The sequence below is a fragment of the Bradyrhizobium genomosp. III genome (genome assembly GCF_000261705.1).
Taxonomy (GTDB): domain Bacteria; phylum Pseudomonadota; class Alphaproteobacteria; order Rhizobiales; family Xanthobacteraceae; genus Bradyrhizobium; species Bradyrhizobium ottawaense.
The window spans coordinates 1-22,049 of record NZ_AJQF01000007.1 but is presented as its reverse complement, the minus strand read 5'-3'; the positions used below and the strand labels follow the sequence as shown (position 1 = coordinate 22,049).

The following is a 22,049-nucleotide window of genomic DNA, read 5'->3' as shown; positions in this document are numbered from 1 at the left end:
CCTTCGGCTGGGCGGGTGCGGCGCCAGCCTTCGGCGCCGCCTGCTGCGCGGCGGCCGGGACGACCGAGAGGGCCAGTCCCACAGCGAGGGTCGCAGCCGGCAAAATCTTCAAAACGCTCTTCATTCCTAGTCTCCTTTCGGCTTACGCCGTTCAATCACGCGAATTCCCTCGCCGCCCGCCAGAACAGCCGAGCTGGCCAAGCCGATGAACAACCCATGCTCGACCACGCCGGGGATCGCGCTCAACGCGCTGGCGAGGCCGGCAGGATCCCCGATCTGTCCGAGCTGGGCATCGACGATCCAGTGGCCGCCGTCGGTGACGAAAACGTGGCCATCCTTGTCCCCGCCCTTGGCCTTGCGGACCGCCATTTGCCCGGAAACGCCGCACTCGGCAAATGCCTTCTCGATCGCACGGCGTGTTGCGCCAAGGCCGAACGGAATGACCTCGATCGGCAGCGGAAATTTGCCGAGCGTCGGCACCCATTTGGTGTCATCTGCAATCACGATCATGCGATCCGAGGCCGCTGCCACGATCTTCTCGCGCAGCAGCGCGCCGCCGCCGCCCTTGATCAGGTTGAGCGCGGGATCGATTTCGTCGGCGCCGTCGATGGTGATGTCGAGATGGTCGATCTCGTCGAGCGTGGTCAGCGGCACGCCGCACCGCGTCGCATCGAGGCGAGTCGCCTCGGAGGTCGGCACGCCGATCACCTTGAGCCCGGCGGCGACGCGCTCGCCGAGCAGCTCGACGAAATGCTTGGCGGTCGAGCCGGTGCCGAGCCCGAGCTGCATGCCGTCCCGCACCTCCTCGAGCGCGCGCGCCGCGGCCTGTCGCTTCAACTGGTCCATATTCACGTTTGCGCCTGCCTCTGAAGTCTCGAATGTGCCGCCGATCCCGGCCGCTTTCGGCGGCCTATGTAGCCTCGTTTTCCGCCGGAGAACAGTGTCTGGGGAACCAGGCTATAAGCTGATCTTATGGCGCCGCCCCTTGCACTGACCTTGCCGGGCCGGTAGCGCTTGGACCATGACCTCCCCTCACACCATCGTCTTCGATCTCGACGGCACGCTTGTGGATACGGCGCCCGACCTGATCACCGCGCTGAATCACGTGCTCGACCGCGAAGGGCTGCCGCCCGTGCCGATGGCCTCGGCCCGCAACATGATCGGCGCCGGCGCCCGCAAGCTGATCGAGCGGGGGCTGGAGGCCGAGGGCCGCACGGTCACCCCCGCCGACATGGACCGGATGACCGCGGATTTCATCGCCTATTACGCCGATCATATCGCGGTCGAATCCCGCCCCTTCGAGGGGCTCGAGGCCGCGCTTGACCATTTTTCAGCGCAGGGCCATCGCCTCGCCGTCTGCACCAACAAGCTGGAATGGCTGTCGAAGCGGTTGCTGGACCAGCTCGACCTCAGTCGCCGCTTCGCGGCGATCTGCGGCGCGGACACCTTTGGCGTCCAGAAGCCCGACCCGACCATCTTTCGTGAAACGGTGGCGCGCGCCGGCGGAGCGGTCAAAGCCAGCATCATGGTCGGCGATGCCGGAACCGATGTCGGGGTGGCCCGCCGGGCCGGAGTGCCGGTGATCGGGGTCAGTTTTGGCTACACCGACGTGCCGATCGCCGACCTGAAGCCGGACCGGCTGATCCATCACATGCGTGACCTGCCAGCCGCCGCCAGCAGCCTGATGACGGCATAGCTCTACCAAGCTATTGATATAGCGTCGTTATTCCGCGAAATATCCCTTAACCATTCATTATTTATGCGCAGCCCGCCGGTTGCCCTGCCCCGGACGACGCTCCTAAAGTCCGCGCGGGGTTATGTGGCGGTTCGTCGCAGTTGAAGTGGATAGGTCATGCGTCGTGTCATCGCGGTTGCGTTAGCCGGAGCGAGTCTATTGGGAGCGGCAAGTCTTGGGGGCTGCTCCTCGATGTCCTGGGACATGTTCAAATCGGCCCCGCCGACCGTCCAGGTCCGAATCGAATCCAACCCGCCAGGTGCCGACGCCACCACCTCGCTCGGGCCGGGCTGCAAGACACCCTGCTCCGTCTCGGTTCCCGCACCCGAGGCCCCGTTTACGGTCGCTTTCGCGCTGCCCAAGTACCAGCCGGCGAGCGTCCCGGTGAACGTGATCAAGAATCCCGGGGATTTCACCACCCCGGCCTCGGTGGTCACCGACCCGAATCCGGTGGTTGCGGAACTCCAGCCGGCCACCCCGCCGAAACCGATCCGCAAGCCGCACCGGCCCAGGAAGCCCAAACCGGCCGCCGCGGCGCCTGCTGCGGCACCGGCTGAGGCCGCAACGGCCGCGGGCTCACCGTTCCCCGATCCGAACGCCGGCAGGCGCTGATCTACGTATACCACCCGATTGTCCTCGTCGCGTCCGATGCTTAGATTGGGTGCCGAGCACCGCCGAAGCCAAGGTGCGCCCGTCGCCGTCAGTGACAAGGCCTCTCGCATGAACGGATCCGCCGCGCTGTCCACCCCGATGACCGATCCGTTCGGGCGGACCATCAGCTATTTGCGCGTTTCGGTCACCGACCGCTGCGACCTCCGCTGCTTCTACTGCATGTCGGAAGACATGACGTTCCTGCCCAAGGCGAACCTGTTGACGCTGGAGGAGCTCGACCGGCTCTGCTCGGCCTTCATCGCCAAGGGCGTCAAGAAGCTGCGGCTCACCGGTGGCGAGCCGCTGGTCCGGCGCAACGTGATGACGCTGGTCCGTTCGCTGTCGCGGCATCTGTCGAGCGGCGCCCTGAACGAGCTGACGCTGACCACCAACGGCACCCAGCTTGCGAAACACGCAAGCGAGCTCGCCGATTGTGGCGTGCGCCGCATCAACGTCTCGCTCGATACGCTCGATCCCAAGAAGTTTCGCGAGATCACCCGCTGGGGCGAGATCGACAAGGTGCTGGAAGGCATCGAGGCCGCGCGCGCCGCAGGACTTGCCGTGAAGATCAACGCGGTGGCACTGAAGAACCTCAACGAGGACGAGCTTCCCGACCTGATGCGCTGGGCCCACGGCAAGGGCATGGGCCTGACGCTGATCGAGGTCATGCCGATGGGCGAGATCGGCTCGGGCCGCATCGACCAGTATCTGCCGCTCTCGCTGGTGCGCGCGCGCCTCGCCCAGCAATTCACGCTGACGGATTTGGCGGAGAGCACCGGAGGTCCGGCCCGCTATGTCAGCGTCACCGAGACCGGCGGCAAGCTCGGCTTCATCACGCCGATGACGCATAATTTCTGTGAATCCTGCAACCGGGTTCGCATTACCTGTACGGGAACGCTGCACACCTGCCTCGGCCACGAGGATGCCTCCGATTTGCGCAAACCTCTGCGTGCATCCGATGACGACATGCTGCTTGCGGATGCGATCGACCGCGCCATCGGCTTGAAACCCAAGGGCCACGATTTCATCATCGACCGCCGCCACGACCGTCCCAGCGTCTCCAGGCACATGAGCGTCACCGGCGGCTGACACCATCGGCTGCGGCCTTATTCCCCTTAACTCTCAACAAACTTCCAATTGACGGGCGGCATGGCCGCTGGTTTGGTGCGACAGCCTCATGCCTGCGCGGCGAGACAAGCCACGCGCCCGCTTCGGCAGTCAAGACGGCCGGGGCACGATCGGGAGGATCCGTCGTTGCAAGCGCTCCTGAAGCTGAGCCGAGGAATCGACGCGTTCACACGCTGGACGGGCAAACGCTTGGCGTGGCTGATCGTGGCCGCCGTCATCATCTCCGCGGTCAATGCGATCGTCCGCAAGACGTTCGACACGTCATCCAATTCATGGCTCGAGCTGCAATGGGTGCTGTTCAGCATCGTGTTCCTGCTGTGCTCGCCGTGGACGCTGCTCGACAACGAGCACATCCGCATCGACATCGTGAACAACGCGCTGCCGAAGCCGGTCCGCAACCTGATCGACGTGATCGGTCACCTGTTCTTCCTCATTCCGCTCTGCATCGTCATGATCATCACGGGCGTGCCGTTCTTCCAGCGCTCGTTCGAGATCAACGAGCAGTCCGGCAATGCCGGCGGTCTGCCGCAATGGCCCGCCAAATCCCTGATCATGATCGGATTCGCTTTCCTGCTCGTTCAAGGCATCTCCGAGCTGATCAAGCGCATCGCGGTCATGCGCGGGTTGATCCCGGACCCGCATGAATCCCAGGTGTCGGCGCTCGAGGCGGAAGTCGAGCATCTCGTCGGAGCGATCGAGAAGAAATAGCCGTTGGCGACGGTTTAGGGGAAGTCATGACCGCATTCATCATCGCCAATATGGCGCCCATCATGTTCGCGTCGCTGGTCGTCATGCTGCTGCTGGGCTATCCCGCGGCATTCTCGCTCGGCGCCGTCGGCCTGTTCTACGCCATCATCGGCGTCGAGCTCGGCCAATTCCACCCGGACTTCCTCCAGGCCCTTCCCGAGCGCGTCTACGGGGTGATGAACAACGACACGCTGCTCGCCATCCCGTTCTTCACCTTCATGGGACTGGTGCTGGAGCGGTCAGGCATGGCCGAGGACCTGCTCGACACCATCGGCCAATTGTTCGGAACCATCCGCGGCGGCCTCGCCTACGCGGTGGTGTTCGTCGGCGCGCTGCTCGCCGCAACGACGGGCGTGGTCGCCGCTTCCGTGATCTCGATGGGACTGATTTCGCTGCCCATCATGCTGCGCTATGGCTACGACCGGCGCGTGGCGACGGGCATCATCGCCGCTTCGGGCACGCTCGCGCAGATCATTCCGCCCTCGCTCGTCCTGATCGTGATGGCAGACCAGCTCGGCAAGTCCGTCGGCGACATGTACGAGGGCGCCTTCATCCCGGGCCTCGTGCTCGCGGGCCTCTACGCCCTCTACGCCTTCCTCGTCAGCGTGATCTTCCCGAAGGCCGTCCCGGGCCTGCCAAAGGAGGCCATCGGCTTTCGCGAGGAGAGTGGCGATCGTGGCCTCCGCTCGCTCGGTGTGCTCTTCATCGCGAGCTGCGTGTTCGGCTGGTTCATGATGCGCCATTCGGAGACGCACGGCGCCGATTACGTCGTGCTCAGCATGTTCTACGGCATCATCTTCGCGTTCGCCGTCGCCGTGCTGAACTGGGTTATCGACAAGCTCACCGGCTTCCGTTTCCTGTCCAAGATGGCGCAGCAGACCACCTTCGTCATGGTGCCGCCGCTCTTCCTGATCTTCCTGGTGCTCGGCACGATCTTCATCGGCATCGCGACCCCGACCGAAGGCGGCGCGATGGGCGCCGCCGGCGCCCTCATCCTCGGTGCTGCGAAGCGGCGGCTGAGCTGGGACCTGATCCGGCAGGCCACGGAATCGACGGCCAAGCTGTCCGCTTTCGTCGTGTTCATCCTGGTCGGCGCCCGCGTCTTCTCGCTCACCTTCTACGGCGTCAACGGGCACGTCTGGGTCGAGCACCTGCTCACCTCGCTGCCCGGCGGCCAGGTCGGTTTCCTGATCTTCGTCAACGCGTTCGTGTTCGTGCTGGCCTTCTTCCTCGACTTCTTCGAACTGGCCTTCATCGTGATCCCGCTGCTCGGACCTGCCGCCGAGCATCTCGGCATCGACCTGATCTGGTTCGGCGTCATTCTCGGCGTCAACATGCAGACCTCGTTCATGCATCCGCCGTTCGGCTTCGCGCTGTTCTATCTCCGCTCGGTCGCCCCGAAGGACCGATACACCGACCGCGTCACCGGCAAGCGGATGGACCCTGTCACCACCGGCCAGATCTATTGGGGCGCGGTGCCATTCGTCGTCATCCAGATCATCATGGTCGCTCTGGTGATCGCGTTCCCGTCGATGGTGATGCACTACAAGGGCGTCCAGTCGACCATCGACCCCAGCACGATCAAGATCGAGGTGCCGCAGATCGAGTTGCCGCCGCTGGATCTCGGGCCGCCGCAAAAGTAGCGGGGACAACACGCGCCGTCGTGCTCCGCTCAAGCGGCGCACGACGCGCGACGGCGCGCGTGACAAGCACCGGAAACGGAGGCATACCGGGCCATCCTCAATCCCATGGATGGCCGCTCATGCCCCGATCGCACCCTGCCGCATCGCTCGTTGGCCCGTTGATCGCCTCACTCTGGCTGACATATGCCGCAACGTCGGTGCAGGCTGAGCCGATCGCCGATGTCCACATGCTGGCGCAAAAGGAGCAGCAGCCGGTGCTCGACACGCTGCGCGATCTCGTCGCCATCGAATCCGGCAGCAAGGACATCGAAGGCCTGAACCAGATCGCCGAGCGCGTCGCAGGCCAGCTCAAACAGCTCGGCGGCACGGTGGAGATCCTGCAACCCACCGACATCTATCGCCTCGACGACACGCCCGAGAAGATCGGACCGGCCGTGCACGCCACATTCAAGGGCACAGGCAGCAAGAAGATCATGCTGATCGCCCACATGGACACGGTGTACCTGAAGGGCATGCTGAAGGATCAACCGTTCCGCATCGACGGCGACAAGGCCTACGGCCTCGGCATCGCCGATGACAAGCAGGGCGTCGCGCTCATTCTCCATACCGTGGCGTTGCTGCAGAAACTGAGCTTCAGGGATTACGGCACGCTCACGGTGCTCGCGAACGGCGACGAGGAGATCTCCTCCCCCGGCTGGCGCAGCACCATCACCAAATTTGCCTCTGATCAGGACGCGGTGTTCTCATTCGAAGGCGGCGGCACCGACGGCACGCTGCGCCTCGCCACCAGCGGCATCGGCTCGGCCTATCTCACCGTGCAGGGCAAGTCATCACATGCCGGCGCAAGGCCCGAGGGCGGCGTGAATGCGCTGTACGAGCTCTCGCACCAGGTGCTGCAGATGAAGGACCTGTCCAAGCCCGAGCAGGGCCTGAAGCTGAACTGGACGGTCTCCAAATCCGGCACCAACCGCAATGTGATCCCTGCCGACGCCACCGCCCAGGCCGATGCGCGCGCGCTTAAGGTGTCCGATTTCGACGAGTTGGAGAAGGCCCTCCAGGACAAGATCAAGGATCGCCTGCTGCCGGACTCCAAAGTCGATTTGAAGTTCGAGGTGCGGCGCCCGCCGTTAGAGGCCAACGAGGCCTCGCGCCGCGTGGCGGCCTACGGCAAGACGATCTATCAGGAGCTCGGAATGTCCCTCAAGGTCGACGAGAAGGCGACCGGGGGCGGCACAGACGCAGCGTTTGCCGCGCTGAAGACCAGTGGAGCCGTGGTGGAGGGCATGGGCCTGTCGGGCTTCGGTGCGCACTCCAACGACGCCGAATATGTGCAGATCAACAGCATCGTGCCGCGGTTGTATCTGGCCACACGCATGATCATGGATCTGTCCACGGGTAAACTGAAGTAGCGACGGCCTTTCTTCCTTCTCCCCTTCTTGTGCAGGGCAATCGCATATGGCAGCGATTTCGCCTGTAGCCATCCTTCGAGACGCCCGCCGTTGGCGGGCCGTCAGGATGAGGACCGGACGTTCGGCACTCGCTTCGACGAGCACCGATGCTGCTTAGCCTCATCCTGAGGAGACCCCGAAGCGGTCGTCTCGAAGGACGAGGCGCGCGCTCGGGTCTCTCAATGCGCCATATGCGATTACCCTGCCTTCTTGCGGGAGAAGGTGGCGCGAACGCGATTCGCGCCGGATGAGGGGTCTCTCTCCGCGCATTCAATTGAGAGTGAGACTAGCGGAGAGAGACCCCTCACCCGTCTCGCTGCTATCGCGGCGAGCCACCCTCTCCCACAAGGGGAGAGGGTGAAGCGGTGTTGCTGTCCGCCAGCCGAAACCGCAGCGTGAACTCGGCTCCACCCCCCGGAAGATTCTCCACCGCAATCGTCGCGGCGTGATCGTCCGCCACCGCCCGCACGATGGAAAGCCCAAGTCCCGCGCCGTCGCTGCGCCGGCGGTCGGCGCGCCAGAAGCGCTGAAAGATCAGCTCACGCTCGGCCTCCGCAATCCCCGGGCCGCTATCGCGCACGCGCACCGAACCGTCCTCGCGCACCTCGACGTCAACGGTCGTGTCTTTTGCCGTGAACTTGATGGCATTTTCCGCCAGGTTGAAGACCGCGCGCTGCAGCATCTCCGAATTGCCCTGGATCCTGACCGGCGCGTCGGTCCCCCGGAGCGCAATGTCCTTGTGCTGCGCGATCGCGAACGGGGCGATCGAGGCGACCACTTCGGCGCAGACGGCGCGCAAATCCGCAGTCTCGCCGGGATCGAGCACCAGGGTGTCGAGCTCGGCGATCTCCAGAAGCTGGGCGACAAGGCGGCTCATGGTTTCGATGTCGGCATGCAGCGCATGCCGTGCCGCCCGATCGTCGAGCGTCTCGATCCGCGTGCGCAGGATCGCGAGCGGCGTGCGCAATTGATGCGCGGCATCCGCGGTGAACTGCCGCTGTACCCGAAAGCCGCCTTCGAGGCGGTCGAGCGCCTGGTTGACGGCGGTGACGAGCGGCAGGATCTCGCGCGGGATCTGCTCCGTCGGCAGGCGGATGTCGGTGCGCGCCGGACCGATATTGCTGGCCTCCTCGGAGGCCTTCCACAGCGGCGCGATCGCGCGGCGGAAGATGATGATGTCGGTGGCGAGCAGGACCAGCAGGATCGGGATGGTGATCCATCCCACGCGCCGGAAGAAATTCGACACGATGTCGTCGATGATGACGTCCCGGTGCGCGAGGTCCTCGGCAACCTGGATGCGCACCGTCTTGCCGTCGATGTCGCGGGTGACGGCGGCGCCGGAAATGCTCTCCGACGAGCGCGGTGCAGCGGTGGCGGCGGAGCGCCGATGGGAGGAGAACAACAGCCGGCCATCGGCATCGCGAATGTCGTACTGATAGCGGCCATACGCTTCCGAATAGAGACCCTTGAGACTGTCGGGCAGATTGAACGTCAGCAATCCGCCCGGCTGAACAACGATGCGCTCCGCCAGCACCTCGGCCTGGGCGCGCATGGCATCGCGATGCAGCTGGTCGATCTCGGAATTGAGCAGCCAGAACAGCACCAGCGGCAGGAAGATCGCGACCACCGCGACCGCCAGGATGTGCAGGAACACGATGCGCCAGATCAGCGATTTGAACGTCGGAGACCTGCCATAGGACCCGGCATAGGATCCGACGTTGGATCCGAGCTGGGTCACGCTATTTCTCCACGTCCATGAGATAGCCGACGCCGCGGATGGTATGGATCACGACCTTGGCGCCGTGTTCAGCGAGCTGCTTGCGCAGCCGCGAAACATAGACCTCGACCGCGTTGGAGGCGACCTCGCCGTCGAGCCCGAAGATGTGATCCTCGACGTTCTTCTTCGGCACCACCCGCCCCTGCCGGCGCAGCAAAATCTCCAGCACCGAGGTCTCGCGCGCGGAGATGATCCGCGGCTGGTCGTCGACGAAGATCTGGCGGCTCTCGGTGTCGTAGACGAGGTTGGCGAGACTGAGCGAGCGGCCGAGCAGCTGGCCCGGCCGGCGCAGGATCGCCTCCAGCCGCGCCACCAGTTCCTCCATCGCGAACGGCTTGGCGAGATAGTCGTCGGCGCCGCTGCGCAGGCCGCTGACGCGGTCCTGCAGACCGCCGCGGGCGGTCAGCACCAGCACGGGGAGCGGTTCCATCTTGAGGCGCAACTCGCGCAGCACCGACAGGCCGTCGCCGTCGGGCAGCCCGAGATCGAGGATCATCGCGGCATAGCTGACGCTGCTCACCGCCTCGCGCGCCTCGGCCGCGCTGCCGACGATGTCGCTCTGATAGCCAGCCGCCGCCAGCCCGCCAGCGACGAGGCGCGACAGCTCGGCATTGTCCTCGACGATCAGAAGGCGCATCGCATATCTGCCGGATACTCAGGTCACCGCACGCCTCGCGCGGCATCTTCGCTGTCTTCCATCATTCCGGACGCCTCGGCCAGCGAAAAAGCGTCCGGCCGAACCAGTCGTCTGTCAGGTTTGTGTAAGCCGACCAGGTGTGCCCCCCAAGAGGCGCAGGCCAATCGCATTTGGAAGCGACTTCCCTATGGCCATCCTTCGAGACGCCCGCCGTTGGCGGGCCCTCGGGATGACGACGCGGTGCGCGGCAGCAATCCTCACGTGCACCAGTGCCGCCTAGCCTCGTCCCTCGAAATAGGCGCAAAGCAGGGTCGTGTCCCTTGGAGCTATGGATTTCCGGAACAGCCGGCACTTGAAGTGACGATCCTTCCCCTCTCCGCTCTCGATCAGGAACATGCACCTGCCGCAGACGTCGGCGTTGTGACGGCGCTTGGCAACATCGAGCCCATCGAGGACGCGGCGAAGCGTATCGCGCAGCTGAGATCGATCGGGGAGCTCAAGTGTCACGAGCTGATCTCGAAGGACGTTAATTGGATCGCGCTCGAGGACCTTCTCGCCTTCGCTCGTGATGCAGAGCGCAATCGAGCGCTTGTCTTCTGCAGATGGCTTGCGAACCATCAACCCCTTGCTCTCGAGCACGGCGGCGATCTGCGATGCGACGCTGCGGGTCGTGCCCAGAAAGCTGGCGAGAGCCGTGGGCGTCCGCGAGAACCTGTTTGCGCGGGCGAGAAAGCGCAAGGCCATCCATTCCCGATCGCTCAGCCCCGCAAGGCTCCCTTCAAAAAGCCAGCTGTCGGCCGATTGGACCAGGAGTTGTAGAATTTCAATTGCCAGTCTCATTTGAGAAGTCCCACGGGAAACGGCGGCCCTGGCATCTCGATCAACGATCGAGAGCCGCCGTGTTCGGTGAATGCTGCATTCCCGTCGGGACTGGTTGAGTCCGGTATACCGTACCGTGAAGCGCGACCGGCGTGATGACACGCCGCAGCTTCAGCCCGATTGCCGGATTCCGATAACTCGACCGTTCCGTAAAAGGAACACCGAAAAACTACGCATCGCGTGGGCGTTGAATGACACGAAATCTCGCGCCTCCGGACGCGATGGTCTCTCCCGGCGCACCGCTGATGAGCAGGCATCAAAGAAGGCCACGCTTGTCAGGTTTGTGTAAGCAATGGCGCTTCAGCATGCAGGGATGGAGAGAGCGCGGCGAAGAACCACCTTATGGATGGATCCGCTCCGAACAAACACCTTCCGCAAATCTCAACGGCGGGCAACGCATGCACATTGTCAGATTCACACTCGCACTCGCATTCGCCTTCTGCCTGATGGCGCTAGCCTGACTTGGTATGGCTCTGCTGAAATGCTGCCCTTAGTTCGGCCAATTGATCGTTCGTTGCTCCCAGCAACGCGTCGGCCCCATCTGCAGGCAAGTCCGCATAAGCGATCGGCCGGTCGAACTGGCTCGCCGTGAAGTCGTACCTCTTGCCTTCGATCCGATTGTAAAAATGGTCGCCGGCCGGCAGTGGCGTCTTCAGCAGGTCGCCGCCGAAGAGTTCATGAACGAGCAGCGACGTGACGTTGCATTGTCCTGCGGCCGGATTGTCCGCCGTCCATTGGCTCGCGGTCGACCGCGACCACGCCTTGAGCAGCGCGCTTTGAACGGCCTCGGGATCGAAACTCATGTCACGTCCAAACGGCTGCCGACAAACCATATTCCGGATCATTGGATCCTAACATTCTGCTTTGCCCGACAAGTCAACTACTCCTGGTTTCAAAGAAGCAGGACGCACAAGAAACGCCCCGAAGCTTCCGCTCCGGGGCGTTGCATTCGGCGGCGTGACGCGATCAGCTCTGCGAGCGCCGCGCCATGAAGATGTCGTAGCCGACCTCGGCGACCTGGAACCAGGCGTAGCCGTCGCTCGTGAACTTGGCGAGGGAGTCGTGCACCTTCTTGAAATTGGCGTTGGTCGCGCCGACTTCGGCATGCAGCTCCTTGGCGGCCTTGTGGCAGGCATCCATGATCGACGGCGAGAAGGCGTGCAGCTTGGCGCCGCCCGCGAGCAGCTTCTTCAGCGCCAGCGGATTGGCGGTGTCGTAGCGCGCCATCATGTAGTTGTTGGCGTAGTGGCCGGCCTGCTCCAGCACGCTCTGGTAATATTTCGGCAGCGCGTTCCACTTGTCGAGGTTGACGAAGGCCAGCAGCATCGGCCCACCCTCCCACCAGCCGGGATAGTAGTAGTGCGGCGCGATCTTGTAGAAGCCGAGCTTTTCGTCGTCATAGGGGCCGACCCATTCGGCGGCATCGATGGTGCCCTTCTCCAGCGCGGGATAGATGTCGCCGCCGGCGAGCTGCTGCGGCACCACGCCGAGCTTCTGGAGCACGCGGCCGGCAAAGCCGCCGATGCGGAATTTCATGCCCTTGAGATCGTCGGGTGCGTTGACCTCTTTCCTGAACCAGCCGCCCATCTGGCAGCCGGTGTTGCCCGCGAGCAATGAGACGACGTTGTAGCTCTTGTAGAATTCGTTGAGCACGTCGCGCCCGCCGCCCTGCATGTACCAGGCCTGGTTGATGCGCATGTTGGGACCGAACGGCACGGCCGAGCCGAAGGTGAAGGTCGGATCCTTGCCGAAATAATAGTAGGACGCGGTGTGGCCGATTTCGCAGGTGCCGTTCTGAACGGCGTCGAGCACCTGGAGGCCCGGCACGATCTCGCCGGCCGCGAATATCTGGATCTGGAATTTGTTGTCGGTCGCCTCGGCGACCATCTTGCACATCATCTCGGCGCCACCAAACAGCGTGTCGAGCGATTTCGGCCAGCTCGTCGGCATGCGCCATTTGATTTCCGGCATCGACTGCGCGATCGCGGGAGCCGCGAGCGTGGCGGCGCCGGCCGCACCGAGTCCTGTGACCTTGATGAAGTCTCTTCTCTTCATGATTTCCTGCCCTGATGTACCAGTGATTGTGGGCCTTCTTGCCGAGGCTTTGCACCACCATGACGCAAGCCGCCGCCCAATTCCATCCCGATCGCACTGCGGCAAAGAAAAAGCCCGGCCTCCAATGGAGGCCGGGCTTTCCGGTCTTTGCGACTTTAGGCCTAGGCGATCAGCCGCGCGTGCGCGAGCGGATCATGAAGCTGTCGTAGGTATATTCGGCAACCTGCCACCACAGATATTCGTCGGAGCGGTAGGCCTGCATGGCGTCGATCGACTTCTTGAAGTCGGGGTTCTTGGCCGAGATCTCCGCCCACAGCTCGTTGGTCGCCTTGAGGCAGGCTTCCAGCACCTCGTTGGTGAAGGGACGAAGCTGGGTGCCGCCGGCAACCAGACGCTTCAGCGCCGCCGGGTTCTGCATGTCGTAGCGCGCCGCCATCCAGGTGTTGGCATTGGTCATCGCGTTGGTGAGGATCGCCTGGTAGTTCTTCGGCAGCGCATTCCACTTCTCCAGGTTGGCGAAGGCGTGGACGGTCGGACCGCCTTCCCAGAAGCCCGGATAGTAGTAGTACTTGGCGACCTTGGCGAAGCCGAGTTTCTCGTCATCGTAGGGGCCGACCCACTCGGCGGCGTCGATGGTGCCCTTTTCGAGCGCCGGATAGATGTCGCCGCCGGCGAGCTGCTGCGGCACCACGCCGACCTTCTGAAGCACCTGGCCGGCGATGCCGCCGATGCGCATCTTGAGGCCGGAGAGGTCGGCAACGGTCTTGATCTCCTTGCGGAACCAGCCGCCCATCTGGGTGCCGGTGTTGCCGCAGGGGAAGCCGATCACGTTCGACTTCTTGAAGAACTCGTTGCCGAGCTCCATGCCGCCGCCCTGATACCACCAGGAGTTCTGCTGGCGCGCATTGAGGCCGAACGGCACCGAGGCGTAGATCGCGAAGGTCGGGTCCTTGCCGACATAGTAGTACGAGACGGTATGGCACATCTCGACGGTGCCGTTGGAGGTCGCATCGAGCGCCTGGAGGGCCGGGACGATTTCACCGCCCGCGAACACCTGGATCTGGAATTTGTTGTCGGTCATCTCGGCGACGTACTTCGCCACCTGCTCGGCACCGCCATAGATGGTATCGAGCGACTTCGGGAAGCTCGAAGTCAAGCGCCACTTCACCTCGGGCGAGGACTGCGCGATCGCCGGCGAGGCTACCGCGGTTGCCGCCGCGCCTGCTGCCGACACTTTCAGAAAATCACGACGCTTCATCTTCAGGTCTCTCCTTGCTGGGGCGTTTCCCCTTAACTTCTCTTCTTGCCGCCGCTCATTCCGGCGACGCGTTAGGGCCGCGTCGAACCGAAGGGGCTTGACTGCCGTGGGCCTTTACCACGGAAGCCCCGCTTGCGGAACGCGACAATGGCATGACGGGGCTCTACGAAAGTCGCATGCCCCCCAAAAGGACGAGGAAGGCGTGCCCCGAGCGGCCGGCTCAGGCCGCCGCGATGACGCCCTTGAGCTGGTCGCGGACCTGCCCTGCAATGGCGCGGTAGATCGCCGCATGAGGACCGTCCGGCTCGCTGTCGACGACGGGATTGCCGGCATCCGAGGTAGCACGAATCGCCATGTGCAGCGGGATCTCGCCGAGGAAGGGGACTTCGAGCTTCTCCGCCTCGTGCCGCGCCCCGCCATGGCCGAAAATGTCCGACCGCGTGCCGCAATGCGGGCATTGGAAGTAGCTCATGTTCTCGACGATGCCGAGCACGGGCACGTTGACCTTCTTGAACATGGCAAGCCCCCGTCGCGCATCGATCAGGGACAGATCCTGCGGGGTCGAGACGATCACGGCGCCCTTCAGCGGCACGTTCTGCGCCAGCGTGAGCTGGGCATCGCCGGTGCCCGGCGGCATGTCGACGACCAGCACGTCGAGCTTGCCCCATTCGACGTCGCGCAGCATCTGCGTCACCGCCGACATCACCATGGGACCGCGCCAGATCATCGCGGTCTCTTCCTCGACCAGGAAGCCGATCGACATGATGGCCAGACCGAAGCGCCGAAGCGGAATCATTTTTCGCTCGTCGTTCAGCTCCGGCTTGTCGTGCAGGCCGGTCAGCCGCGGCACCGAGGGGCCGTAGATGTCGGCATCGAGCAGCCCGACCTTGAGGCCGAGGTCGCGCAGGCCCAGCGCCAGGTTCAGCGCGGTGGTCGACTTGCCGACGCCGCCCTTGCCGGAGGCGACCGCGATCACGGCGGCAACGCCGGGAATTTCCGACTGCCGCGCCATCGGCGACCCGCCGCCCTGCGGCGGCTTGTGGGCATGGACCGGTTGCACGCCGGGCGTGCCGCGGCTGGGTTGCGGGGGAGGCGGCGGCGCGGAGCCCGGCTTGCGCTCGGCGGTCAGCGCCACCATGACGGTGGTGACGCCGGGAATGGTGCGCACAGCGGCCTCGGCTTCGGCCCGGATTGGCTCCCAGGCCCTCGCCTCGGCGGCATCGACATTGATCGAGAAGAACACCTTGCCGTCGGACGCGCTGATCGCGCTCAGCACGTTGGCATTGATGAGCGCGACCCCGCGGGGAGATTTGATCCTGGCGAGGCTGTCGAGAACCTGTTGCTGCGTCACGCTCAAAGCGCATCTCCTGAACGGAGCATGATCCGGAGCCGGAGGACGGCGCCAGCGCAAGGCGTGGCGCGGCTTTCCGGCAAGGTCATGCTCGAGACTCTAGGATGCCCCATTAGAGCGGAAACGCCCAAAAGGCTACTCCCTGCCGATATCGTCGGCCTTCTCGGCGGGCGCCGCCCCCTGCTCCCTAGCGGCCTCGAAATTCAGCTCGATCATGACCCCGTTGGGATCGTTGACGAAGATCTGCCAGAGGTCGCCGCCGGGCACCTGGCGGGACTCGAACTTCATCTCCTTGGACGCCAGCCGCCGCTTCATGCCGTCAAAGCCGCGACTGACGAAGGCGACATGATGGACAACGCCGGAATCCGGCTTTTGTGGCTCGGCGGTCGCAGAAATATCGACGAGATGCACCACCGCCTTGCCCTCGCTGTACATCCAGGCGCCGGGGAAGGCGAAATTCGGCCGGGCGCCTTTTTCCAGGCCGAGCACATCCTCGTAGAAGCGGACGGTCTCGGCCAGATTCCGGGTCCGGATGTTGAAATGATCGAGGACGCCAACGCTCACGCCGCCCATGCTTTCGCTCCCTTTTTTGAAGTCCTTAGGTCCGCCATCCTAGCACAGGGGGCCGCCAAACGAAGCCGTTGCCCTTGCGGCTTAACGGTTTATGGTGCGCCTCCGATCCGCCCTCGCGGCGGAACTTGGAGGACGCCGCCCTGGCGCCCTCGCCCGGCTGCAACCGTAAAACTCAAGCTACGGACAAGGTACCACACATGGCTAAAGTCGCTTTCCTCGGTCTCGGCGTCATGGGCTACCCCATGGCCGGACACCTCGTGAAAAAAGGGGGCCATGAGGTCACCGTCTACAACCGCACCGCGGCCAAGGCGAAGGAATGGGCGGACAAGTTCGGCGGCAAGACCGCACCGACCCCGAAGGCCGCCGCTGAAGGTCAGGATTTCGTGATGTGCTGCGTCGGCAACGACAACGATCTGCGCGCGGTCACGATCGGCCCCGACGGCGCGTTCGCCGGCATGAAGAAGGGTGCGACCTTCGTCGACCATACCACCGCCTCCGCCGAAGTCGCGCGTGAGCTGGACGCGGCCGCGACCAAGGCCGGCTTCAGGTTCATCGACGCGCCGGTCTCCGGCGGCCAGGCCGGCGCCGAGAACGGCGTGCTGACGGTGATGTGCGGCGGCGCGCAGGACGCCTATGCCGGCGCCGAGCCGATCATCACGGGCGCCTATGCGCGGATGTGCAAACTGCTCGGGCCCGCCGGAAGCGGCCAGCTCACGAAGATGGTCAACCAGATCTGCATCGCCGGTCTGGTGCAGGGTCTCTCCGAGGGTATCCACTTCGCCAAGAAGAGCGGCCTCGACGTCGCCGCAGTGATCGAGACCATCTCCAAGGGCGCGGCGCAATCCTGGCAGATGGAGAATCGCTACAAGACCATGAACGAGGACAAGTACGATTTCGGCTTCGCGGTCGAATGGATGCGCAAGGACCTCTCGATCTCGCTGGCTGAAGCCCGCCGCAACGGCGCCAACCTGCCGGTCACCGCGCTGGTCGATCAGTTCTATTCCGAGGTCGAGAAGATGGGCGGCAAGCGCTGGGATACGTCCAGCCTGCTCGCGCGCCTGCAGCGCTGAGGAGCGCATCGACGGTCGCTGCCGGGCAGCTGCGACCGTCCCCCCGGCCTTGACGCGGCGCCGCGTCGAGGTCTTGCAAGCGCATCGAGCCGAAGAACGAACACCGCGGGGACTGACTTGCTGAGCGTGATAGCCGTCGTCTTCATCGTTGCGTATGCGGCCATCGCGCTCGAACATCCGCTCGGTGTCAACAAGAGCGCCTCGGCTCTCCTTGGAGCCGGCCTGCTCTGGATGATCTACGCGCTGTCCGTCGGCGACGCCTCGCTCGTCAACCATCAGCTCGACGAATCCGTCGCCTCGACCGCGCAGATCGTCTTCTTCCTGATCGGTGCCATGACGATCGTCGAGGTGATCGACGCCCACAACGGCTTCGAAGTCATCACCTCGATCATCCGCACCACGAAGCAAACCACGCTGATGTGGATCATCGGCTTCGTGACGTTCTTCCTGAGCGCGATCCTCGACAATCTCACCACCACCATCGTGATGATCTCGCTGATCCAGAAGCTGATCGGCAACAGGAGCGATCGCCTGCTGTTCGCCTCGATCATCGTCATCGCGGCCAATGCCGGCGGCGCCTGGACCGTGATCGGCGACGTCACGACCACGATGCTCTGGATCGGAGGGCAGATCACTCCCCTCAGCATCATGAAGTCGGTGTTCCTGCCCTCACTGCTCAACCTGCTGATACCGCTGCTCATCGTTGGCTATTCCATCAAGGGGAAGGAGATCGTCCCTCCGCTGGAAGGCCAAGCACAGGCCCTCAGGGTCGAGGTGTTCGAGCGCAACTTGATGTTCTATCTCGGCCTTGGCACCCTGGTCGCCGTTCCGGTTTTCAAGGCCGTGACGCACCTTGCGCCTTTCATGGGTATTCTTTTCGGGCTTGGCATCCTCTGGCTGGTCGGCGAGGTCGTTCACCGCCACAAGGACGAGGATGCGCGCCGTCCCCTCACCCTCGTCCATGCGCTGACGCGCATCGACATGAGTTCCATCGTGTTCTTCGTCGGCATCCTCATGGCCGTCGCGTGCCTGGAGCATGCTCGCGTGCTGGAACTGTTGGCGAAATGGCTCGACGCCACGGTCGGGCGTCTCGACGTCATCGTCATCCTGCTCGGCCTGTTGAGTGCCATCATCGACAACGTGCCGCTCGTCGCGGCCACGATGGGCATGTACAATCTGGTGCAACATCCGCCCGACAGCTTCATCTGGGAGTTCATCGCCTATTGCGCCGGCACCGGCGGCTCGATCCTGATCATCGGCTCGGCCGCGGGCGTTGCCGCCATGGGACTCGAGAAGATCGAGTTCTTCTGGTACGCCCGCCGCATCGCAGGCCCCGCCCTGGTGGGGTATCTGGCGGGCGCGATGGTCTACATCGCCCAGTACGCAGCGCTGCATTGACGGCGCAGGCGAGATCCAAAATTAACGCCGGGTTAACGTAATTCTTTAGCTCCTTAAGTCACCTCTTAAGGATTTCTTGCCAGAGATAGACAATGCAGAAGGCCCGCGTCCGGCGTGGGCAGGAATCGTGTTGCTTGATGAGTAACCCCGCTGAAAAGCCTGAGGTTGTGGAGCTTCCGGCCGAGCCGGTGAGCGCTCCATCGGCGAGCAGCCGAAGGGCTGCGGCGCAGCGGGTGCGCGAGGCGCGGGACAAGTTAACGTCGACCAGTGGAACCCGGCCGGCCTTCGACGCCGAGATGCTGCGCCAATACGCCCAGACGCGGCTGTCGGCTTCCTATGTCGTGATGCTGCTGGTGGTCGCGACCGGCGTGCTGTTCGGCCTGTGGATGCAGCCGATCCCGGCCGCGGCCTGGACCGCCGGCATGCTCTGCATCCACAGCGCCATGACCCGCAGTTGCCGGCGCTTCCTGACCGAGCCCGCCTCGCCCGCGGCGACGCGCGCCTGGCGGACGCGCTTCGTCGTGCTCGACCTGCTCTATGGCCTGTGCTGGATGGCGATCCTGATCCATCCCGTGCTCGACATGGTCACGGAATCGCTGATGATGTTCCTGATGCTGCTGGTGATCGCAGTGTCGAGCATGCTCGCCGCCAATCTGCCGATCGCAGCCCTTGCCGCCACCGCGCCGGTCGCGGTCGCCATGGCGCTGAGCTTCGTGATGACCGGCTCGCTGGACAATTACATCCTGGCCGCGCTCGCGCTCGCCGCCGAAGGCTATTTCGTGCTGCTGGCGCACCGCCTGCACTCCTCCACCTTCGCCACGCTGGAAGCGCGCGCCGAGAAGGACGCGCTGATCGGCGAGCTCGAACAGGCCAAGGCGATCTCGGACGAGGCCCGCCACCGCGCCGAATCCGCCAACGTCGCCAAGTCGCGCTTCCTCGCGCAGATGAGTCACGAGCTGCGCACGCCGCTGAACGCCATCCTCGGCTTCTCCGAGGTGATGAAGAGCGAGATCTTTGGCGCGCATGCGGTACCGGTGTACAAGGAGTACTCGGCGGACATCCATAATTCCGGCGTGCACCTGCTCAACCTCATCAACGAGATCCTCGACTTGTCGCGGATCGAGGCCGGCCGCTACGAGCTCAACGAAGAAGCGGTGTCGCTGGTCGGCATCGTCGCCGACTGCCATCACCTGATGAAGCTGCGCGCCTCCAGCCGCGGCATCACCATCCACGAAGTGTTCGAGCAGGCCATGCCGCGGCTGTGGGCCGACGAGCGCGCGATCCGCCAGGTCGTGCTCAACCTGCTCTCCAACTCGATCAAGTTCACTCCGCAAGGCGGCGAGATCTGGCTCAAGGCCGGCTGGACCGCCTCGGGCGGACAATATCTCTCGGTGCGGGATTCCGGCTCCGGCATTCCCGAGGACGAGATCCCGGTCGTGCTCGCCTCGTTCGGCCAGGGCTCCAACTCGATCAAGTCCGCCGAACAGGGCGCCGGTCTCGGCCTGCCGATCGCCAAGAATCTGATCGACCTGCATGGCGGCACGTTCACGCTGAAATCGAAGCTGCGCATCGGCACCGAGGTGATCGTCACCTTCCCGCCGGAGCGCGTGATGAGCGCGCTGGCGCCGCTGTCGGATGATTCCCCGCCGCTCCAGCCGGAGAGTTCCGTACTGCCCGAGGAGAAGCGCCGGCCGCGCCACAAGCCGATCATGAGCGCAGGTACAGGCTCCTAACCAGATGCTTGCAGACATGCCCGACAATCCCCCACTATGTCCGAATGAGCAAAGAAACGCCGTGCGTCGCCGTCTGCATGATCGATCCCAGGACCAAGCTGTGCTTCGGCTGCGGCCGGACCTTGCCCGAGATCGCGCGCTGGCACGCCATGGAAAGCGCGGACCGGCTCGCGGTCATGGCGCTGTTGCCGGCACGCATGACGGAAGCTGGACTGGCGCCGATCGCGGCATCGCCGAAACGCACCTGACCGGCCTGCTCGCCTGCGGAGGCGCGCGATGATCCGCTTCCTGCTCGTTCTCGTCATGCTTGCAGGCACGGCAGGCGCGGTCGTCGCCTATGGCGACCCCGAGCAGATCGCGCGCGCCAGCCACAAGGTCTCCCACATTTTTCGCGCGCAGACGGCAACGCCCGCTCCCGCCGTGCAGATCCCACGCGGCCAGGGCGGCGAATTCGCGCTGCGCGCGAAGATCAACGGCATCGCCGCGCCGATGGTGATCGATACCGGCGCGACGTCGGTGGTGCTGACCTGGGAAACCGCGAAAGCCATCGGGCTGCCGCTCGAGATGCTCGAATACGATGTCGACCTCGAAACCGCGGGCGGACATACCAAGGCAGCCCGCCTCACCCTCGACCGTCTCTCCGTCGGCCATCTCGTCGAAAAATCGGTGCCGGCCCTCGTCGTCCAGCGCGGGCAGATGAAGACCAATTTGCTCGGCATGAGCTTCCTCGACCGCCTGGAGAGCTGGGGGGTGCGCGCCGACAAGCTGATGCTGACCGGCTATCCCGAGCTTCAGAGCAGCCATCGCCGCTCGCGCACGGCGCTTGACTAGAGCATCCGCAAGAACCGCCGCGCGGGTGCCGACTGCCTCGCTTCACACGGGCCGTGACTCAATCCCTGCACCGCGCGTGCCTGCTTGTTGGTGCGGCCAACCCAAAAACGCGAAAACAACCCCATGCACAGTAGCCGAGGCTCGTCAGAACAAGGGCTTACGCGGGCCAACGATTGTCGCCTCTCAGGAGTCTTTTGACACGTCGGGCAAAACACCGGCACAACGGCAACATCGCACAATCCGCGAGCGTCTCTCGAGCGGTGGCGCGTCAACGCATCGACCTCTGAAACAACCCATCGGCCCGCAGGAACGGGGCTAGGCGGCCGCTTCTTCCGCCGGCGCACGCGCACCGACGCGCGCGATCGCATCGCGCAGCACCTCGAGGCCGGCGCCCGCCTTAACCCCCTGCTCGGCCAGATGGCGGCGGAAGGCCCGCGCGCCGGGCACGGCATGGAATGCGCCGACGAAATGCCGCGTGATCGCGTGCAGCCGCGTGCCGCGCGCAAGCTGCTGCTCGATATAGGGCATCATCGCCTCGAGCGCGTCCTGCACGGTCGCGTGCGGGCTCGCCTCGCCGAAGATCTCCCGATCGACGCCGAGCAGCCGCCACGGGCCCTGATAGGCGGCGCGGCCGAGCATCACGCCGTCGACATGTTCGAGATGCGCTCTCGCTTCGTCGAGGCCTCGAATGCCGCCGTTGATGATGACAGGCACGTCAGGCATCGCGCGCTTGAGCCGATAGACGCGCTCATAGTCGAGCGGCGGGATGTCGCGGTTCTCCTTCGGAGACAACCCGTTGAGCCAGGCCTTGCGGGCATGCACGATCAGTGCGTCGCAGCCGGAGGCGACCACCGCGCGCGCAAGCGCATCAAGGGCCACTTCCGGATCCTGGTCGTCGATGCCGATACGGCACTTCACCGTGACGGGAACCGCGACAGCCCGCTTCATCGCATCGACGCACCGCGCCACCAGCTCTGGCTCCGCCATCAGGCAGGCGCCAAAGCGGCCATCCTTCACGCGGTCCGACGGGCAGCCGACATTGAGATTGATCTCGTCGTAGCCGAACGCCTCGCCGATCCGCGCAGCCTGCGCCAGCTCGCGCGGATCCGAGCCGCCAAGCTGAAGCGCCACGGGA

At 64.4% G+C, this 22,049-nt stretch carries 21 protein-coding genes; 11 read left to right on the top strand and 10 right to left on the bottom strand.

Annotation, left to right across the window (positions count from 1 at the left end):
- Positions 1-126: 126 nt before the first annotated feature.
- Positions 127-852 (bottom strand): ribose-5-phosphate isomerase RpiA, encoded by a 726-nt coding sequence (gene rpiA, locus IC66_RS0100425; RefSeq protein ID WP_038946268.1) that lies wholly within the window; start codon positions 850-852, stop codon positions 127-129.
- Positions 853-1,021: 169 nt separating this feature from the next.
- On the opposite strand from rpiA, the gene IC66_RS0100420 reads away from it, so the two are divergent.
- The 6 genes from IC66_RS0100420 (at position 1,022) to IC66_RS0100395 (ending at position 7,313) form a co-directional block, all read left to right on the top strand.
- Positions 1,022-1,696 (top strand): HAD family hydrolase, encoded by a 675-nt coding sequence (locus IC66_RS0100420; RefSeq protein WP_038946267.1) that lies wholly within the window; start codon positions 1,022-1,024, stop codon positions 1,694-1,696.
- Between the two features lie 156 nt (positions 1,697-1,852).
- Complete coding sequence (locus IC66_RS0100415) at positions 1,853-2,347, top strand: hypothetical protein (RefSeq protein WP_038946266.1); 495 nt, start codon at positions 1,853-1,855, stop codon at positions 2,345-2,347.
- 108 nt (positions 2,348-2,455) lie between these two features.
- A complete protein-coding gene (gene moaA, locus IC66_RS0100410; protein ID WP_018319985.1) occupies positions 2,456-3,475 on the top strand; it encodes a GTP 3',8-cyclase MoaA in 1,020 nt (339 codons plus the stop codon).
- A 165-nt stretch (positions 3,476-3,640) separates the two neighbouring features.
- Positions 3,641-4,222: a TRAP transporter small permease subunit gene (locus tag IC66_RS0100405; protein ID WP_028145301.1), complete on the top strand. Its 582-nt coding sequence runs from the start codon at positions 3,641-3,643 to the stop codon at positions 4,220-4,222.
- Between the two features lie 26 nt (positions 4,223-4,248).
- A complete protein-coding gene (locus IC66_RS0100400; protein ID WP_028145302.1) occupies positions 4,249-5,904 on the top strand; it encodes a TRAP transporter large permease in 1,656 nt (551 codons plus the stop codon).
- A 119-nt stretch (positions 5,905-6,023) separates the two neighbouring features.
- The gene (locus tag IC66_RS0100395) at positions 6,024-7,313 is read left to right on the top strand and encodes a M20/M25/M40 family metallo-hydrolase (RefSeq protein WP_049806424.1); all 1,290 of its coding nucleotides are present in this window, start codon (positions 6,024-6,026) and stop codon (positions 7,311-7,313) included.
- A 358-nt stretch (positions 7,314-7,671) separates the two neighbouring features.
- Here the strand turns inward: IC66_RS0100395 and IC66_RS0100390 are convergent, their stop codons facing one another.
- The 8 genes from IC66_RS0100390 to IC66_RS0100355 form a co-directional block, all read right to left on the bottom strand.
- Entirely contained in the window at positions 7,672-9,090 is a 1,419-nt protein-coding gene (locus tag IC66_RS0100390; protein WP_028145304.1) for a sensor histidine kinase, read from the bottom strand.
- A 1-nt stretch (position 9,091) separates the two neighbouring features.
- A complete protein-coding gene (locus IC66_RS0100385; protein ID WP_038946264.1) occupies positions 9,092-9,766 on the bottom strand; it encodes a response regulator in 675 nt (224 codons plus the stop codon).
- Positions 9,767-10,042: 276 nt separating this feature from the next.
- Positions 10,043-10,606 carry a MarR family winged helix-turn-helix transcriptional regulator gene (locus IC66_RS0100380; protein ID WP_038946263.1) on the bottom strand — a complete coding sequence of 188 codons (564 nt, stop codon included), beginning with the start codon at positions 10,604-10,606 and terminating at the stop codon, positions 10,043-10,045.
- Positions 10,607-11,097: 491 nt separating this feature from the next.
- The gene (locus IC66_RS0100375) at positions 11,098-11,448 is read right to left on the bottom strand and encodes a YunG family protein (protein WP_028145307.1); all 351 of its coding nucleotides are present in this window, start codon (positions 11,446-11,448) and stop codon (positions 11,098-11,100) included.
- Between the two features lie 163 nt (positions 11,449-11,611).
- The gene (locus IC66_RS0100370; RefSeq protein WP_028145308.1) at positions 11,612-12,700 is read right to left on the bottom strand and encodes a TRAP transporter substrate-binding protein; all 1,089 of its coding nucleotides are present in this window, start codon (positions 12,698-12,700) and stop codon (positions 11,612-11,614) included.
- A 169-nt stretch (positions 12,701-12,869) separates the two neighbouring features.
- The gene (locus IC66_RS0100365; protein WP_028145309.1) at positions 12,870-13,958 is read right to left on the bottom strand and encodes a TRAP transporter substrate-binding protein; all 1,089 of its coding nucleotides are present in this window, start codon (positions 13,956-13,958) and stop codon (positions 12,870-12,872) included.
- 220 nt (positions 13,959-14,178) lie between these two features.
- Positions 14,179-15,315 carry an Mrp/NBP35 family ATP-binding protein gene (locus IC66_RS0100360; RefSeq protein ID WP_038946262.1) on the bottom strand — a complete coding sequence of 379 codons (1,137 nt, stop codon included), beginning with the start codon at positions 15,313-15,315 and terminating at the stop codon, positions 14,179-14,181.
- A gap of 129 nt (positions 15,316-15,444) precedes the next feature.
- Complete coding sequence (locus IC66_RS0100355) at positions 15,445-15,882, bottom strand: VOC family protein (protein WP_038946261.1); 438 nt, start codon at positions 15,880-15,882, stop codon at positions 15,445-15,447.
- A gap of 197 nt (positions 15,883-16,079) precedes the next feature.
- Here IC66_RS0100355 and IC66_RS0100350 point away from each other — a divergent pair, with 197 nt between their 5' ends.
- From IC66_RS0100350 to IC66_RS0100330, 5 genes are all read left to right on the top strand, one after another.
- On the top strand, positions 16,080-16,952 hold the full coding sequence (locus IC66_RS0100350) for an NAD(P)-dependent oxidoreductase (RefSeq protein WP_028145312.1): 873 nt from the start codon (positions 16,080-16,082) through the stop codon (positions 16,950-16,952).
- Between the two features lie 117 nt (positions 16,953-17,069).
- Positions 17,070-18,350, top strand: a complete 1,281-nt coding sequence (gene nhaD / locus IC66_RS0100345) for a sodium:proton antiporter NhaD (protein WP_038946260.1) — start codon at positions 17,070-17,072, stop codon at positions 18,348-18,350.
- A 137-nt stretch (positions 18,351-18,487) separates the two neighbouring features.
- Positions 18,488-20,083, top strand: coding sequence for a sensor histidine kinase (locus tag IC66_RS0100340; protein WP_028145314.1), 1,596 nt, complete (start codon positions 18,488-18,490; stop codon positions 20,081-20,083).
- Between the two features lie 44 nt (positions 20,084-20,127).
- Entirely contained in the window at positions 20,128-20,331 is a 204-nt protein-coding gene (locus tag IC66_RS0100335; protein WP_026202286.1) for a DUF1289 domain-containing protein, read from the top strand.
- Positions 20,332-20,359: 28 nt separating this feature from the next.
- Positions 20,360-20,914: a TIGR02281 family clan AA aspartic protease gene (locus IC66_RS0100330; protein WP_038946259.1), complete on the top strand. Its 555-nt coding sequence runs from the start codon at positions 20,360-20,362 to the stop codon at positions 20,912-20,914.
- Between the two features lie 315 nt (positions 20,915-21,229).
- Here IC66_RS0100330 and dusA read toward each other — a convergent pair.
- The coding region (gene dusA, locus IC66_RS0100325) for a tRNA dihydrouridine(20/20a) synthase DusA (protein ID WP_038946258.1) at positions 21,230-22,049 on the bottom strand (820 nt) is incomplete at its 5' end.

Excerpts from the sequence above, each read along its gene's own strand:
- IC66_RS0100420 (WP_038946267.1), top strand. The coding sequence starts at position 1,022 with ATGACCTCCCCTCACACCATCGTCTTCGATCTCGACGGCACGCTTGTG.
- IC66_RS0100415 (WP_038946266.1), top strand. The coding sequence starts at position 1,853 with ATGCGTCGTGTCATCGCGGTTGCGTTAGCCGGAGCGAGTCTATTGGGA.
- moaA (WP_018319985.1), top strand. The coding sequence starts at position 2,456 with ATGAACGGATCCGCCGCGCTGTCCACCCCGATGACCGATCCGTTCGGG.
- IC66_RS0100400 (WP_028145302.1), top strand. The coding sequence starts at position 4,249 with ATGACCGCATTCATCATCGCCAATATGGCGCCCATCATGTTCGCGTCG.
- IC66_RS0100395 (WP_049806424.1), top strand. The coding sequence starts at position 6,024 with ATGCCCCGATCGCACCCTGCCGCATCGCTCGTTGGCCCGTTGATCGCC.
- IC66_RS0100385 (WP_038946264.1), bottom strand. The coding sequence starts at position 9,766 with ATGCGCCTTCTGATCGTCGAGGACAATGCCGAGCTGTCGCGCCTCGTC.
- IC66_RS0100380 (WP_038946263.1), bottom strand. The coding sequence starts at position 10,606 with ATGAGACTGGCAATTGAAATTCTACAACTCCTGGTCCAATCGGCCGAC.
- IC66_RS0100375 (WP_028145307.1), bottom strand. The coding sequence starts at position 11,448 with ATGAGTTTCGATCCCGAGGCCGTTCAAAGCGCGCTGCTCAAGGCGTGG.
- IC66_RS0100370 (WP_028145308.1), bottom strand. The coding sequence starts at position 12,700 with ATGAAGAGAAGAGACTTCATCAAGGTCACAGGACTCGGTGCGGCCGGC.
- IC66_RS0100365 (WP_028145309.1), bottom strand. The coding sequence starts at position 13,958 with ATGAAGCGTCGTGATTTTCTGAAAGTGTCGGCAGCAGGCGCGGCGGCA.
- IC66_RS0100355 (WP_038946261.1), bottom strand. The coding sequence starts at position 15,882 with ATGGGCGGCGTGAGCGTTGGCGTCCTCGATCATTTCAACATCCGGACC.
- IC66_RS0100350 (WP_028145312.1), top strand. The coding sequence starts at position 16,080 with ATGGCTAAAGTCGCTTTCCTCGGTCTCGGCGTCATGGGCTACCCCATG.
- IC66_RS0100340 (WP_028145314.1), top strand. The coding sequence starts at position 18,488 with ATGAGTAACCCCGCTGAAAAGCCTGAGGTTGTGGAGCTTCCGGCCGAG.
- IC66_RS0100335 (WP_026202286.1), top strand. The coding sequence starts at position 20,128 with ATGAGCAAAGAAACGCCGTGCGTCGCCGTCTGCATGATCGATCCCAGG.
- IC66_RS0100330 (WP_038946259.1), top strand. The coding sequence starts at position 20,360 with ATGATCCGCTTCCTGCTCGTTCTCGTCATGCTTGCAGGCACGGCAGGC.